The organism is Halosimplex litoreum (genome assembly GCF_016065055.1).
Lineage (GTDB): Archaea > Halobacteriota > Halobacteria > Halobacteriales > Haloarculaceae > Halosimplex > Halosimplex litoreum.
In genome coordinates, this window is sequence record NZ_CP065856.1 from 528,480 (window position 1) to 543,312 (window position 14,833).

At 68.6% G+C, this 14,833-nt stretch carries 15 protein-coding genes; 8 read left to right on the forward strand and 7 right to left on the reverse strand.

Annotation, left to right across the window (positions count from 1 at the left end; translation table 11 throughout):
• Positions 1-59: 59 nt before the first annotated feature.
• The 3 genes from I7X12_RS02695 to I7X12_RS02705 all read right to left on the reverse strand — a co-directional run bounded on the left by I7X12_RS02695 (position 60) and on the right by I7X12_RS02705 (position 1,220).
• Positions 60-290: a hypothetical protein gene (locus tag I7X12_RS02695; RefSeq protein WP_198062349.1), complete on the reverse strand. Its 231-nt coding sequence runs from the start codon at positions 288-290 to the stop codon at positions 60-62.
• Between the two features lie 273 nt (positions 291-563).
• A complete protein-coding gene (locus tag I7X12_RS02700; protein WP_198062350.1) occupies positions 564-980 on the reverse strand; it encodes a PIN domain-containing protein in 417 nt (138 codons plus the stop codon).
• Between the two features lie 9 nt (positions 981-989).
• Entirely contained in the window at positions 990-1,220 is a 231-nt protein-coding gene (locus I7X12_RS02705; protein WP_198062351.1) for a hypothetical protein, read from the reverse strand.
• Positions 1,221-1,677: 457 nt separating this feature from the next.
• Between I7X12_RS02705 and I7X12_RS02710 the strand changes: the two genes are divergently transcribed.
• Both I7X12_RS02710 and I7X12_RS02715 read left to right on the forward strand, forming a co-directional pair.
• Positions 1,678-2,322 (forward strand): TMEM175 family protein, encoded by a 645-nt coding sequence (locus I7X12_RS02710; protein WP_198062352.1) that lies wholly within the window; start codon positions 1,678-1,680, stop codon positions 2,320-2,322.
• A gap of 54 nt (positions 2,323-2,376) precedes the next feature.
• Positions 2,377-4,239, forward strand: coding sequence for a hybrid sensor histidine kinase/response regulator (locus I7X12_RS02715; protein ID WP_198062353.1), 1,863 nt, complete (start codon positions 2,377-2,379; stop codon positions 4,237-4,239).
• Between the two features lie 110 nt (positions 4,240-4,349).
• On the opposite strand, the gene I7X12_RS02720 is transcribed toward I7X12_RS02715, so the two are convergent.
• Positions 4,350-5,432: an iron-containing alcohol dehydrogenase gene (locus I7X12_RS02720; protein ID WP_198062354.1), complete on the reverse strand. Its 1,083-nt coding sequence runs from the start codon at positions 5,430-5,432 to the stop codon at positions 4,350-4,352.
• 136 nt (positions 5,433-5,568) lie between these two features.
• Between I7X12_RS02720 and I7X12_RS02725 the strand changes: the two genes are divergently transcribed.
• The 3 genes from I7X12_RS02725 to I7X12_RS02735 all read left to right on the forward strand — a co-directional run bounded on the left by I7X12_RS02725 (position 5,569) and on the right by I7X12_RS02735 (position 8,357).
• The gene (locus I7X12_RS02725) at positions 5,569-6,549 is read left to right on the forward strand and encodes a D-2-hydroxyacid dehydrogenase (RefSeq protein ID WP_198062355.1); all 981 of its coding nucleotides are present in this window, start codon (positions 5,569-5,571) and stop codon (positions 6,547-6,549) included.
• Positions 6,550-6,720: 171 nt separating this feature from the next.
• Positions 6,721-6,894, forward strand: a complete 174-nt coding sequence (locus I7X12_RS02730) for a hypothetical protein (RefSeq protein WP_198062356.1) — start codon at positions 6,721-6,723, stop codon at positions 6,892-6,894.
• A 116-nt stretch (positions 6,895-7,010) separates the two neighbouring features.
• Positions 7,011-8,357 carry a YncE family protein gene (locus tag I7X12_RS02735; protein ID WP_198062357.1) on the forward strand — a complete coding sequence of 449 codons (1,347 nt, stop codon included), beginning with the start codon at positions 7,011-7,013 and terminating at the stop codon, positions 8,355-8,357.
• A 51-nt stretch (positions 8,358-8,408) separates the two neighbouring features.
• Here I7X12_RS02735 and hpt read toward each other — a convergent pair whose 3' ends face one another.
• Complete coding sequence (hpt, locus tag I7X12_RS02740) at positions 8,409-8,954, reverse strand: hypoxanthine/guanine phosphoribosyltransferase (protein WP_198062358.1); 546 nt, start codon at positions 8,952-8,954, stop codon at positions 8,409-8,411.
• Between the two features lie 84 nt (positions 8,955-9,038).
• Positions 9,039-10,139, reverse strand: a complete 1,101-nt coding sequence (locus I7X12_RS02745) for a BMP family ABC transporter substrate-binding protein (protein WP_198062359.1) — start codon at positions 10,137-10,139, stop codon at positions 9,039-9,041.
• A 243-nt stretch (positions 10,140-10,382) separates the two neighbouring features.
• Here I7X12_RS02745 and I7X12_RS02750 point away from each other — a divergent pair, with 243 nt between their 5' ends.
• Genes I7X12_RS02750 through I7X12_RS02760 form a run of 3 tightly spaced genes read left to right on the forward strand, consistent with a single transcriptional unit; the run spans position 10,383 to position 14,196 of the window.
• Positions 10,383-12,107 (forward strand): ABC transporter ATP-binding protein, encoded by a 1,725-nt coding sequence (locus I7X12_RS02750; RefSeq protein WP_198062360.1) that lies wholly within the window; start codon positions 10,383-10,385, stop codon positions 12,105-12,107.
• Complete coding sequence (locus I7X12_RS02755) at positions 12,104-13,204, forward strand: ABC transporter permease (RefSeq protein WP_198062361.1); 1,101 nt, start codon at positions 12,104-12,106, stop codon at positions 13,202-13,204. Before I7X12_RS02750 ends, I7X12_RS02755 begins: the two co-directional genes overlap by 4 nt.
• Positions 13,204-14,196 (forward strand): ABC transporter permease, encoded by a 993-nt coding sequence (locus I7X12_RS02760; protein ID WP_198062362.1) that lies wholly within the window; start codon positions 13,204-13,206, stop codon positions 14,194-14,196. Before I7X12_RS02755 ends, I7X12_RS02760 begins: the two co-directional genes overlap by 1 nt.
• A 27-nt stretch (positions 14,197-14,223) precedes the next feature.
• Here the strand turns inward: I7X12_RS02760 and I7X12_RS02765 are convergent, their stop codons facing one another.
• Entirely contained in the window at positions 14,224-14,778 is a 555-nt protein-coding gene (locus I7X12_RS02765; RefSeq protein ID WP_198062363.1) for a metal-dependent hydrolase, read from the reverse strand.
• Between the last annotated feature and the right edge of the window lie 55 nt (positions 14,779-14,833).

Below are 14,833 nucleotides of genomic sequence, written 5' to 3' on the forward strand. Positions count from 1 at the left end.
CCAGACTGATGAACGAGACCAGGGTCGCTTACGTCGCTGGTCAGCTTCATTCGTCGAGTTTAGGCCGACTCCTGGTCAACGCGCTTGCGTCCGCTCTGGTTGATCTTGTCGGCGATCTCCTGCACGTCGCGCTCGGTAGGTTCGCTCTCGTTTGTGAGTTCGTCCATCACTTCGAGCGCTTCGATTTTCTCTTGGATGGCCTGTCGCGTGACCTCACTCCAGTTGATCTCGGGGTGTTCGTCCATACGCTCTTTGAGGTCGTCGTCTACGTTGACCGTGATAGTCGGCATCTATGGATACACAGAACACTGTGTCTTTGGGTGTATCTGAGATCCGCTGATTTTGGCGGCCCCACGCCTGAAAGGGCGATTCGTTCGACAGTCGAACCGGAGCCTGCAGCGCCCATATTTTCGAGGGGTGTAATCGCCAGACAACGTCGGGGTGACCCGTTACTCGAACGGAGCGTCGTTGCTTTCGTTCGATGGTCGAACGACGGGGGATTTCGACGGGGGTCCGCGTACGTTCAAGCCGGTGGCAATAGCGAAAATCAATCGTTCATTGAGTCAGTGTGTATCGAACGACTCGATCACGTCACTCGTCGAGTGCGCCTCGACGAGGTCCTGTTCGTCGAAGTCGGAATCGTCGCTCCAGATGGCTGCATCGCTGGCTATCGCACACGCCAGATAGAGCACATCATCCGGATCTGTGTCACCGATCGCGTCATCCGCGCTCTCGATAGCCGGATAGAAATCGTCGGCAGGAACGACCTCGATGTACTGGAACAGGAGGTCGATGAACTGTGCCACTCGGTCCGGTTCCATCCCGGACTTCTCCACGATCAGATCTTCGTAGTTCTCGATCTCGTCGTAGACGAACGCGGGTGTCAAGAGCTCGGGTTCGAGCGTGACGATGAGTTCCCGCGTTTTCGAATCGGCGATGAGTGCGGAGATGACGACGTTGGCGTCGATGACCAGCTTCATTCGTCGAGTTTAGGCCGATTCTTCGTCGACGCGCTTGCGTCCGCTCTCGTTGATCTTGTCGGCGATCTCCTGCACGTCACTCTCGGTGAGCTCGCTCTCGCTGGTGAGTTCGTCCATCACTTCGAGCGCCTCAATTTTCTCCTGGATGGCCTGTCGCGTTACCTCACTCCAGTTGATTTCGGGATGCCGCTCCATACGCTCCTTGAGGTCGTCGTCCACGTTGACCGTGATACTCGGCATATAGAATTCTATGGACACACAGAATACTGTGTTTTTCGGTGCGCGTAGAATCCGCTGATTTTGGCCGCCTCAGGCCGCAGAGGTCGATTCGTTCGACAGTCGAACCGGAGCCTGCAGCGCCCATTTCTCGACGGTCGCCGTGGCTCGATACCGACGAGACAGCTGTAGACTGTTCGTCTCGTGTGGATACGCCGCACGAGATGGGGGGGAACCACTTTCACTGCGGGGTAGGCTGGCGTATAAGTACCCGCCGTCGAATGGCGGACACACGGATGAGCAGTGTCCGATGGTGGACCCTGACGTGACGTATCTGGCCGACACGCGCGATGCGACGCTGTCGTCGTTCGGCAACTGACGGCGGGGCCGGGTCGATTCCGCGGGTGTGCATACGGGCCGAATCCGGCGGCACGACGTTGCCGGGCGTACGCTCTCGTGGCGCGCGAGTGTAGTCGGTCGCATGCCGCCAACGCTTCGGGGTGAGGTCGAGGAGACGGACCGATTGCTCGCGCTCTCGGACGGCGTCGTCGCGATCGCGATCACGCTGTTGGTGCTCGATATCTCCGTGCCCGAGGTGCCGCCCGGGACGCCGTCGGCGACCGTGGAGACGCTCGTCTTCGACCAGTGGGACGATTTCGTCGGCTACGTGCTGGGGTTCCTCGTGATCGGGCTGTACTGGACGCTCCATCGGCGCGTGTTCACTCAGATCGAGGCACACGACCGCGGCGTCGTCTGGCTGAATCTGGTCTTCCTGCTGTTCGTGGCGTTCGTCCCGTTCGGGACGAGCGTGTTCAGCGCGCATCCGAACCGCTTCGGCGTCTCGTTCGTCGCCGGGGTGCTGGCGCTCACTGGTCTCAGCCTCGCGTTCCTGTGGCTGTACGCCTCGCGCAAGCGCTTACTTCGCGCGGGACTGGGGTCACGCGCCGTCAGGATCCAAGCGACCCGATTTCTCGTCTCCCCGCTGGTGTTCGCGTGTTCGATCGGCGTCGCGGCGTTCGACCCCGTGTGGGGGATGGCCACCTGGACGCTGCTCGTCCCGATCAACGCAGCCCTGAACTCGCGACTGGTCGAGAGCGCGGAGGCGGCGTCCCGGGCGGCGGAGTGAGTCCGCGGCCCGACTCACCCCACGCTTAACCGGTCGCGGACCAAGTACCGACCGATGACTACGGGCAAGCAGTCGGCGCGGCTCCTCCTCGTCGACGGCTCGGCGTCGGCCGCGGAGACCGGCGACCGGCTGACCGAACGAGTCGGGACGGTCGAGACGGCGGCGACCGTCGACGAGGCGCGGGACTCGCTGACCGGCGAGGGGTTCGACTGTGTCGTCGCGAACCGCGAACTGTCGGGGCGGGACGGGATCGACCTGCTGGCGGCAGTCAGAGAGACACATCCGAGAGTACCGGTCGTCCTGTACGCGCGAGAAGAGGGCGAAGTGACGGCGAGCGAGGCGGTCGTCGTCGGCGCGAGCGACGCCGCCCGGGGATCGAACGAAGCGGACCGTCGCGAGAGCCTGGTGGCCCGAGTCGAGAGCGCCGTCGAGGCGAGCCGTTCGGGCCGCTCCGGCGCGGCCGGTTCGGAGCGCTCCGAGACGGCTCACGACAGGGAGCGACATCTCTACGAGCAGATCCTCGCGGGGATGGAGGAGGGGGCGTGTCTGTACGACCGGGACGGTCGGTTCAGGGTCGTCAACGACTACCTGGCGGAGCTGTACGGGACGAGTCGGGACCGGCTGGAGGGCCGGGAGAGCGAGTTGGTCGAGGCGGTGCGCCGCGAGCAGTCGGGCGACCGGTATCGCGAGCTGCTCGACGGCGAGCGCGACGTGGTCAGGGGTGAGACGGAGATCGAGGTGCCCGGTGCGGGTCGGATAGCCGTGGACTACCGGCTCAGTCCGCTGCGAGTGGAGGGGCGGGTCGAAGGAGTCGTCGGCGTCGCGCGGGACGTCACGGACCAGCGAGCGCGCGAGCGGCAACTGGAACGCGCTCGCGAGGAACAGCAGGCGCTGATCGACGGGATGAACGACACCGCGTGGGTCATCGACACCGACGGGGAGTTCCTAGCGGCGAACGACACGGCCGTCGAGAGGCTGGGGTACTCGCGGGCGGAGCTGCTCGACATGCGGCCCCACGACATCGACGCGGGGCTCGACGACGAGGAGATAACGGGACTGATCGAGGACATGCCCGAGGACGGGCGACAGGTGTTCGAGACGGTCCACCGGACGAGCGACGGCGAGGAGATCCCCGTCGAGATAAGCTCCAGCCTGATACCGTACCACGGCGAGTCGGCGATCCTGAGCGTCGCTCGCGATATCACCGAGCGCAAGCGCTACGAGACGGAACTGCGCGAGCAGAACGAACTCCTCGAGCAGCAACGCGACGAGCTGGACGTACTGAACCAGGTCCTCCGTCACGACTTCAGGAACGACCTGCAGCTCGTGACCGCCTACGCCGAGGTGCTCGCCGAGCGCGTCGAGGGCGAGGAGGCCGAGTACGTCGAGACGATACGCGAGCGGGCCAACCACGCGGTCGAACTGACGCGGACGGCCAGGGACACCGCCGAGATGATGCAGACTCGCGAGGTCGACGACAAGCGGGTCGCACTTCGGCCTGTCTTCGAAGACGAGATCGCGGACCTACGGGAGATGTACCCCGGTGCGATCATCACCGTGGAATCGCCACCGCCGGCGAGTTCGGTCCGGGCCAACGAGATGCTCGGTTCCGTGTTCAGGAACCTCCTGACGAACGCGGTCCAGCACAACGACGCGGACGTGCCCGAGGTGACCGTCTCCGTAGTTGACCGTGACGAACGTGTGGCCGTCCGGGTGGCCGACAACGGGCCCGGCGTGGCCGACGAGCAGAAGTCGCAGATCTTCGGGAAAGGCGAGAAAGGGCTCGACAGCCCCGGGACCGGCCTCGGGCTCCACCTCGTTCGGACGCTCGTCGAGGGCTACGGCGGGAGCGTGGACGTGACTGACAACGACCCGAACGGGGCCGTCTTCACCGTCGAACTCCCGAAGGCCGACTAAAGGGCGGTCTCGCCACCCGGGTCGACGAACCGGCCGAGCGGGGTCCGAATCGGACGGGGTGGCTGAGCGGGGTCCGAATCGGACGGGGTGGCCGAGCGGTGCGCTCGGCTTCAGTCGGCGCGTCGCTCCCGGATCAGCTCGTCGGCCGTCCTGACGGCGTCGGCGACTCGTCGGGACGTGGCGTCGACGGGCTCGAGGTCCATCCCGTGGTCGCAGGCGACCTCGCCGACGGCCGTCAGGTGGGCGTCTTCGACGCCCAGTTCGGCCAGGCTCACGTCTAGGTCGAGCGCGAACAGGAGATCGAGCACCTCGGAGACCACGTCGGGGTCGGCGTCGCGAACGAGGAGTTCGGCGACGGTGCCGAAGCCGACGAGCAGGCCGTGAGGTTCGCGGACACCGGCGTTGGTGAGGCCGATCTGGACGGCGTGGGCGCCGGCGGTGCCGCCGCTCTCGAAGCCCAGCCCCGACAGGAGGGTGTTGGCCTCGACGACGCGCTCGACGGCGGGCGTCACGGCGTCGCGGCGGACGGCGGCCAGCGCGTCGGGTCCGTGCTCGCGGACGCGCCCGTACGCTTCCTCGGCGAGCGCTCGGGCGGCGAAGCTCGACGCCCCGTCCGCGTCGGTGCGGCCGCCGGTGGCGGCGACGGCCTCGGCCTCGAAGCGGGTCGCGATAGCGTCGCCCATGCCGTAAGCGAGGAAGCGGGCGGGGGCCTGGGCGACGACGGCGGTGTCGACGAGGACGAGTTCGGGGTTGCGGTCGCGATAGCGGACCTCGCGGAAGTTCCCGGCGTCGTCGTAGACGACGGCGACGGTACTCGTGGGCGCGTCGGTGCTGGCGATGGTGGGGACGACCGCGAGGCTCGCGTCGATGCGGTCGGCGACGGCGGTGGCAACGTCCATCGCGACGCCGCCGCCGACGCCGACGACCAGATCCGCGTCGGCGGCCGTCGCGGCGTCGACGTGGTCGTCGAGGACCGGGTCGGTACAGCGGTCGACGCCTGCGGCGGTGTGGGAGACCTCGACTCCGGCGTCGGCGAGCCCTGCCGAGACGGTGTCGCCGACGGCTGTGAGCGCGGTGTCGCCACCGAGTATAGCGGCGTGCTCGGCGTCGAAACGGTCGAATTCGGCACTGGCGTCGGCGAGGGCGCCGGCGCCCTGAACGTAGGCGCGAGGGGAGACGAATCGTCGGTGCATGGGCGGCGCTGGGGCGGGGAAGGGGTAAAGCGTTCGGGGGACGCGGTCGCCGGGGTGGTTCGATGGTCGTCGGGGACGAGCCGGCGAGTTCCTCGGTCGCGCGAACGCTTATGCGGGCCACGGACGAGGCGAGAGCATGGCCGGATCAGACCGGATCGTCGTGTTGAACCAGCCCGCACACGGGGTCCCGGCGAGCGAGTACGCCGCGGAACTTCGCTCGCGACTCCCGAGCTATCACGTCAAGCTCCCGCGGACGGAGGGGGAGACCCACGAGACGATCGGGACGGCCCGGATCGTCACGGGGATGCACATGGACGAGGAACTGCTCGCGCGCGCCGACGACCTCGAACTGTTCGCCTGTGGGTCGGCCGGGGTCGGGCACCTGCCGCTGGACGCCTTCCGCGAACGCGGCGTGGCGGTGACGAACGCCTCCGGCGTCCACGGTCCGAACATCGCCGAGCAGGTGATCGGCTGGCTGCTCGCGTTCGCCCGACGGCTCGACGAGGGATGGCGCCGCGAGCGGACCGGCACCTGGCAGCACTTCCGGGCCGACGAGTTCCAGGGCTCGACGGTGACGGTCGTCGGGATGGGCGCGATCGGCGAGGCCGTCGTCGAGCGCCTGGCGGGGTTCGGCGTCGAGACGATCGGTGCCCGCTACAGCCCGGAGAAAGGCGGTCCGACGGACGAAGTCGTCGGGTTCACCGACGAGGAGGCGTTCCAGGGAGCGCTGTCGCGTTCGGAGTACGTCGTCGTCGCGGCGCCGCTGACCGACGAGACGCGGGGACTCGTCGGTGACGACGAACTCTCGGCGATGCCGACCGACGCCGTCCTCGTGAACGTCGGCCGCGGGCCGATCGTCGACACCGACGCGCTGGTCGACGCGATCCGCGGGAACGAGCTGGGTGGTGCGGCGCTGGACGTGACCGACCCCGAGCCGCTCCCGGCCGACCACCCGCTCTGGGAGTTCGACAACGTCAGGATCACTCCCCACAACGCCGGATCGACACCGAAGTACTGGGAGCGACTGGCCGATATCCTGGCCGAGAACGTCGAGCGGACCGACGACGGACACACCGACGGCCTCCGGAACCAGGTCGTCGTCCCCGGCGGGGAGTGACCGCGCCGACCGAACGGCACCCCGGTAGAGCGCGGCGGATCGGTTCTCCCGTCGCTATCTCGCCTCCTGTGAACACGGTGTCTCCACGGTTGCCGTGAGTATTGGTAACACATGTATAAGTCGATCCAGTCCCAAGCTGGTGTCGAGGGTGCGACACCCGGAGGACAACAGATGTCGAGCAACGCAGACAACGACGGGGAACTGCCGGTGACCGCCGACGACGACGTGACCGTGGGTCGGTACCGCGCCGTGTTCACGGGCGCGGACCTCATCATCTACGACGACGAGGCCACCGACGGTTGGATCCAGAGCTCGGTTCCGCTGTGGCTCGACCATTGGCGGTAGGCGGCCGGCGGTCGCGCCGACACAGCACGCCCGGGATCGCCCCCGCTGCGCGTCGGTCGCGCGTCGGCCGGACACGCCACCAGCAGGTATTTTCCCGGACGGTCCCTGGCGGAGGTATGACCGACGGTGACGAGGCGCGGCTGTATCCGAACCGCGGAGAGCGCGGCGGAGCGGCGGACGGCGCCGGTGACGGGCGGGCGAGCGTCTCTCGGCGCGGCCTGCTCGCGGGCTCGGCGACCGCGGGTGCCGCGCTCACCGCAGGGTGTTCGAGCGGCCCCGGCGACGGCGCGACGGACACCGGAACGGCGACCGCGAGCGAGCGCGCCGACGGCGACACGGTCGTCGTCTTCAACACGGGCGACGCGACGGTGAGCCTGATCGACCCCGCCCGCGACGCGGTGGTCGACACCCAGCACGTCGGGCTTTCCTCGTCGTTCCCGTCGAACCAGTACGCCCCCGACCTGACCGCCGCTGCCGAGGATCCGCTGTGGCTGAACGTCGGCCGCGGCGTCCGCGCGGTCGCGGCGGGGTCGCTGTCGGAGGTCGCCCGCGTCGAGACTGGCTCCGGGTCGAACTGGCAGGAACTGACGCCCGACGGGGCGAACGTGGTCGTCAGCGCCCGCGAGCCCGCCCACCGGAACCTCCTGGTCGACGCCGACCGCGAGTCGGAGACGTTCGGCGAAGTGACCGCCGAACTCGACCGGACCGACGAGGGCGGCCGCGGCGACCGGGAGGGACCGGGGCCCTGCGACGTGACGGTCCACCCCGGTGGCACCGTCGCCTACGTCCCCGATCTGTTCGGCGACACGCTGACCGTCCTCCGACTCGACCCGTTCGAGATCGCGACGCAGATCGACGTGCCCGCGGCAGCGAGCGACGCGACCGGCGACTCGACGGACGGTGAGGCCGCGTCGGCACCGTGGATGGGGACGGTCGCGCCGAGCGGCGACCGCCTGATCGTCGAGCATCGGACCGGTGCCGAGAGCGTCTGGGACACGAGCGACCCGGCGAGTCCGGAGTTCCTGGGGCAGCTCACCCCCGGCGCCGACGGGCTCGGCGAGGGCGCGCTCACCAGCGAAGTCGGGCCGCGATCGCGCTACGGCTACGTGTTCACGCCGGGGACGAACGACGTATCGGTCGTCGATATCGAAGCACGGGAGGTGTCCGGCCGCATCGACATCGGCGGGTCGGCGTTCGCGGGCACGTGGGACCCCGCCCGCGAGGAACTGTACGTGCCGGTCCAGACGAACGACGAGGTGGCGGTGATCGACGCGGCTTCGCGGGAACTGGTCGAGCGGATCTCGGTCGGGTCGGCGCCCTACGGCGCGACGGCGGCGCGAGTTCGGCCCGAACCGGACGGGACGGCGAGCCTGCTCGCAGCGATGGCCGCCGTCGGACTCGACGTGGGCGAGGCCGACACGACCTACTGCATCGGTAACTGCGCCTGTGGCCACCGGCTGTGACGACGCGGTCGCGACGCGAGAGCGCCGGCGTGCGACGGGGCCGCTCGCGGCTCAGTGGACGGTGACTTCGCCGTCCTCGACGGTGATGTCGAGCAGGCTGGTCGCCTCGTAGTCGGTGTCGTCGAGGGCGCTGTCGCCGACCTTGTTGAGGACGACGACGATGTCGGCCACGTCGGCGCCGATGTCGTCGAGCGCTTCCGTGATCGCGGCGAGGGTGCCACCGGTCGACAGCAGGTCGTCGACGATCAGGACGCGGTCGCCGTCCTCGATATCGTTGATGTACATCTCCGAGGAGGAGTACCCCGTCGACTTCTCCAGGGAGACCTCTTCTGGGAGCCCGTACTCGCGCTTGCGGATGACGACCAGGGGGATGTCGGTCTGCAGGGAGAGGGCGGTTGCGACGTGGATGCCCATCGCTTCGGGCGCGACGATCTTGTCGACGTCCAGATCCGCGTTGCGGACGATGCCGACGACGACCTCGCGCAACAGTGCGGGGTCTAACATCGGTACGCCGTTGCTGATCGGGTGGACGAGGTACTCGTAGCCGTCCTTGTCGATGATAGGTGCCTCGTGCAGGGACTCGCGGAGCCGTTCCATGCCTGGCGGTATCCGAGCGACGGGAAAAAGCTCATCATTCGCCGGTCGCCTCGCGGCGGCCGACGGACGGTTCGGGGTCCGGGTCTACTCCGGAACGGAGCCCTCGACGCCCTCGACGTAGCTGCCCATGTCCTGGAACAGCGTCGCGTCGTCGGCGTCGGCGAACTTGCTGTCGGCCCACACGTCCGCGTCGCCGCTCTCGATGGCCGAGTGTGTCTCCTCGACGCTCGATTTCACGTCGTCGGGCACCTCCGGCCCCCACTCGGAGAGACCGATGACACCGGAGTCGAGCCCGTCGAAGTAGAAGTCCGACTCCCACGAGCCGTCGTGGACGGCTTCCAGCGTGGGGCCGTAGAACTCCTCCCAGTGCCAGATCGGGGAGGTGACGTAGTTGTCACCGCCCTGTTCGAGCATCGGCGCGTCGTAGCCGGTCGCCCAGATGTCCGCGTCGGCCGCGGCCTGGACCGCCGCCGCCGAGTCCTGATGCTGGGCCATCACGTCGACGCCCTGGTCGATGAGCGCGTTGGCCGCCTCCTGCTCGGTCGGCGGGTCGTACCACGTGTTCGTCCAGCGAACTTTCGTCGTCGCCTCGGGGTTGACCGAGCGCGCCCCGAGCGTGAAGGCGTTGATGCCGCGGACGACCTCCGCGATGGGCAGCGCCGCGACGTAGCCCAGGGAGTTCGCCTCCGTCAGCATGCCCGCGGCGATGCCGGCGAGATAGCGCGCCTGGTACATCCGGCCGAAGTACCGGCCGAGGTTCTCGCTCGTCTGGTAGCCCGAGCAGTGCTCGAAGAGGGTGTCGGGGCTCTCCTCGGCGACCGACACCATCGTGTCCATGTAGCCGAAGGTGTTGCCGAAGACGACGTCGTAGTCCTCCTGGACGTACTGCTCGAAGACGGTCCGCGAGTCGGCCGGCGCGACCGCCTCGGTGTAGGCCGTCTCCAGCCAGTCGTACTCCTCGGCGACCGCCTGTCGCCCCTGGTCGTGCGCCCACGACCAGCCCTGGTCGCCGACCTCGGAGTTGTAGACGAACGCGGCGCGCACGGAGTCGCTGCCGTCCGTGCCGCTGCCGCCGTCGCCGCTGGTGGCCGTGCCGTCGCCGCCCGACGAACAGCCGGCCAGTCCGGTCGCGCCCGCGAGTCCCAGTGCCTTGATCGCCCGTCGTCGTGTGATGTCTGTCGCCATTGTGTGTCCCGTGACTGTCGCCGCCGGCCCGCGACCCGTCGACTGGGTCCCGGCCGACCGCTCCTGTCCGATACGGATCGGTGATGGTCTATAAGGCTGCCTATAGCGGACTACAGAGTTCTATTAGGACTATCGAGACCCTCTAGGGTCTGGCGTCTGCGACCGCCTACCCCGCGAACCTGTCCCACGGCGGCGGTCGCGGAACGGTATATTCAAGGACGTTCGAAGCCGTCCGGTATCGTAATGGACGAGGACCCGTTCCTCCGGATGTCGGGCGTCCGAAAAGAGTTCCCGGGCGTCGTCGCCAACGACGACGTCGACTTCTCCGTCCGCCGCGGCGAGATCCACGGCCTCCTCGGCGAGAACGGCGCCGGCAAGAGCACCCTGATGAAGATTCTCTACGGCCTCTACGACGCCGACGCCGGGAGCGTCCACCTCGGCGGCGAGCCCCTCGATCTGGACTCGCCCCAGGACGCCATCGATCGGGGCATCGGCATGGTCCACCAGCACTTCAAGCTCATCCCGCGCCTGTCGGTCGCCGAGAACGTCGTCCTCGGCGAGCGCGAACCCGCCGGGCCGTTCCGCGATCGAGGTGGAGACGGTGGAACTGCCGGGGACGCCTCCGACAGTTGGCTCCCCGACTCGATCCGACAGAATCGCCTCGCCCGCGGCCTCGCCGAGCGGTTCACCATCGGCCTGGACGCCTCGGCGGCGGAGATCGAGGCGCTGGCCGACGACTACGGCTTCGGCGTGGACGTGCGCGCGCCGGTCGCCGAACTCGACGTGGGCGAGCGCCAGCGCGTCGAGATCCTCAAGGCGCTGTATCGCGACGTCGATCTCCTCATCCTCGACGAGCCGACGGCCGTGCTCACGCCGACGGAGGCCGAGCGGCTGTTCGAGACGCTGCGGACGCTGGCCGACAGCGGCATCTCGATCATCTTCATCACGCACAAGCTCGCCGAGGCGACGGCGATCACCGACCGGGTGACCGTCCTCCGCGAGGGCGAGACCGTCGGCACCGTCGAGACGGGGTCGGTCGACCAGGCGGAACTCGCGCGGCTGATGGTCGGCCGCGAGGTCCTCTTTTCGCTGGACAAAGAGCGCGTCGAACCCGGCGATCCGGTGCTGAACGCGAACGGATTGCGCGCCGAGGACGACCGCGGCATCGAGGCGCTGTCGGGGATCGATTTGTCCGTTCGGGCCGGCGAGATCGTCGGCATCGCCGGCGTGAGCGGTAACGGCCAGCGCGAACTGGCCGAGGCGCTCGCGGGCGTCCGCGACCCGACCGGGGGGACCATCGCGGTCGACGGCCGAGACCTGACCGGCGAGCCGGCGCGGGCGTTCGTCGACGGCGGCGTCTCGTTCGTCCCGGAGGACCGCCACGAGTACGGCTGCGCCGAGGAGCTGTCGGTGATGCACAACGCGGCGCTGAAGGAACTGCGCGACGACCGCTTCGACGACGGTCCGTTCCTCGACTACGACGAACTCGCCCGCTACGCCGAGGAGATCGTCGACGAGTTCGACGTGCGCGGCGTCCACGACGTGCGAGAGGTGCCCGCCGGCGACCTATCCGGCGGCAACCTCCAGAAGCTCATCCTCGGGCGTGAACTCACGCGGGACCCGGATCTGCTGGTCGCTCACCAGCCGACACGCGGCGTCGACGTGGGCGCCATCGAGTTCCTCCGCGAGGCGATCTTGGACCAGCGCGCCGAAGGCACCGGCACCGTCCTCATCTCCGAGGACCTGGACGAACTGTTCGATCTGTCGGACCGGCTGCTCGTGATCTACGAGGGCGAGATCGTCCACGAGACGACGCCCGAGGCGGCCGACCGCGAGCGCGTCGGCATGCGGATGACCGGCGGCGTCGACGACGCCACCGAAGCGAGGAGCGGCGGGGACGGTGACGCCGCCGATCGCGCGATGACGGACGGCGGGACCGGATCGTCGTCCGGAGGTGACCGTCGGTGAACCTCTCGGTCGAGCTGGAGGCCAGGGAGGACGTGCCGGCGTGGCTGGTCTACGGGACGCCCGTGTTCACCGTGGTCGGCGCGCTGGCGCTGTCGGCGGTCGCGCTGGTCGCGCTGTCGGTCAACCCCGTCGCGGCCTACGGGACGATGTTCGTCGAGACGCTGACCAACCCCTTCGGACTGCGCCAGACCGCGACGCGGACCGTGCCCCTCGTGCTGACCGGGCTCGCCGTCTACCTTCCGCTGCGGGCAGGTCTGTGGAACGTCGGCGCCGAGGGACAGCTGTACATGGGCGCGATCGTCGGCACGTGGATCGGTATCAACGTCTCCCTGCCGATGGTCGCGCTGATCCCCCTCGCCATTCTGGGCGCGGGAGTCGCCGGCGGCCTCTGGGCGGGGATCCCCGCCTACCTGCGGGCCAAGTGGGACGTCAACGAGATCATCACGACGCTGCTGTTGACGTTCGTCGCCGTCCAGATCGCCAGCTATCTCGTCCGCGGGCCGATGCAGGGCGGCCTCGGCAACATCCCGGGGAGCGCGGAGCTACTCGACGCGGCGACGTATCCCACCGTCCCCGTTCTGGAGGTCCACGCGGGCTTCCTCGTCGCTCTGCTGGCGGTCGCGGTTACGGCGGTCCTCGTCGCCCGGACGCGGATGGGCTTCGAGGTCACCTTCGTCGGCTCGAACCCCCTCGCGGCCGCCCAGGCCGGGATGAGCACGGCCCGCGTCTACCTGTTCGTCTTCCTCGTTGGCGGCGCGTTCGCCGGGATCGGCGGCTTCAGCGAGATATCCGGCGTTCAGGGGCGGCTCCGGCCCGCGTTCTCGCCGGACTACGGGTTCACGGCGATCCCGATCGCCCTGCTCGGGCGGAACGGCGCCGTTCGCGTCCTGCTCGCGGCGGTATTCTTCGCCGTGCTGTTCGTCGGCGGGTCGCGACTGGAGGTGTCTTACGGCGTCCCGGCGGCGCTGATCGACGTGATCCAGGCGCTGGTCATCCTCTGTCTGATCACCGCGGAGTTCTTCAAACGCTACAGCGTCGACGTGGAACTCGACGACGAACCGGCGCCGACCGACGGCGAGCCCGGAGGTGCGGCCTGATGGTCGGGTTCGCCGCGGGGCTGCTCGACGCGGCCGTCCGGGCGTCGACCGTCTTCATCTTCGCCGCGCTGGGCGAGATCATCAGCGAACGCGGGGGCGTCCTCAACCTCGGCGTCGAGGGGATGATGCTCGTCGGCGCGCTCGGCGGGTTCGCGACGACGGTCGTCACCGGCAGCTACTGGCTCGGCTTCGCCGCCGGCATGGCGATGGGCGCGGCGCTGGCGCTCATCCACGCGTTCCTCTGTATCACGCTCAAGTCCAGCCAGGTCATCAGCGGCGTCATGCTGACGCTCTTGGGGACCGGGCTGACGACCTACTTCGGGACCGACTGGGTCAACAGGTCGATCGACGGCTTCCCTCAGACGACCCTGCCCGTCGTCGGTCGGTACCTCGTCGAGATCCCGATCGTCGGCGAGGCGCTGTTCCGCTCGACCGCGCCGGACTTCATCGCGCTCGCGCTGGTCCCGGCGGTGTGGTGGTTCCTCTTCCGGACGAACCTCGGCCTCGAAGTCATCTCGGTCGGCGAGGACCCCGAGACCGCCGACACCATGGGCGTCGACGTGTTCAAGATGCGCTATCTCTGCGTGTTGCTGGGCGGCGCCTTCGCCGGCGCGGCGGGCGCGCACCTCTCGCTGGCGTTCTCGCAGCTGTGGGCGACCGGGATGGTCGCCGGGCGCGGCTGGATCGCGGTCGCGCTGGTCATCTTCGCGCAGTGGCGGCCCGAGCGGGCGCTGGTCGGCGCGTACCTGTTCGGCCTGCTCGACGCGCTCCAGTTGCGCTCGCAGGGCATCGACCTGGCGCTCGACGCCGGCGCACCGCTGGCGGGCGTCGTCAATCCCGTACTGGAGCTGTTGATGCACCCGACGATCATGTCGACGTACCCCTACCTCGCGACCATCGTCGTGCTGGTCGTGACGGTCGTCCGCTTCGACGACTCGCGACTGGGCGCGCCGTCGGCGCTGCTTGAGCCCTACAGCCGCGAGACGGACTGACAGGGCACCCGCTCGCTACAGGCCGACTCAGACCTTCTGGATCCGGTAGGGGTGGTCGAGCTTGAACGCGCTGTAGGCCAGCACGCCGTGGGCGACGACCATGACGGCGAGGAAGACCACGTTCCACAGCGGGTCGTTGTACCAGATCAGGTCGATCCCCCAGGAGCCGTCGATAACGGGCCACAGCGGCTCGATCGGCGTCGAGATGTCCGGCGCCGAGAGCATGTCGGCGAAGACGTGGCTCAGCCAACCGACGAGGACGGCGCCGGTGGCGAACACGAACGTGCTCGAGCCGTCGAAGTGCTCGTTGTCGACCCACTCGTCGACCCTGTCCGTGAGCAGCCAGGCGGCGAGCGCGCCGACGACGAGCGCCGCAGCGACGGCGAACACGACGGTGTGGGTGAGCCCGTGGTGGTGAAACGCGTCCGGGAACGCCATCGCGAGGTACTTGTCCCCGTCGGGTATCGGTGCCACGAAGACGGCGAAGGCGACGAAGACGGCGCCCACGCGGTCGTGCCAGACGAACCACGCCGGGAGCGCCCAGAGCAGTGCCATCGCCAGATGTCCCATCACGTCGACCATTGCGCCCGCGTTTGGCCGTCGAGCCGAATAGCCCGGCGGCCTGCAGGCGCAACCG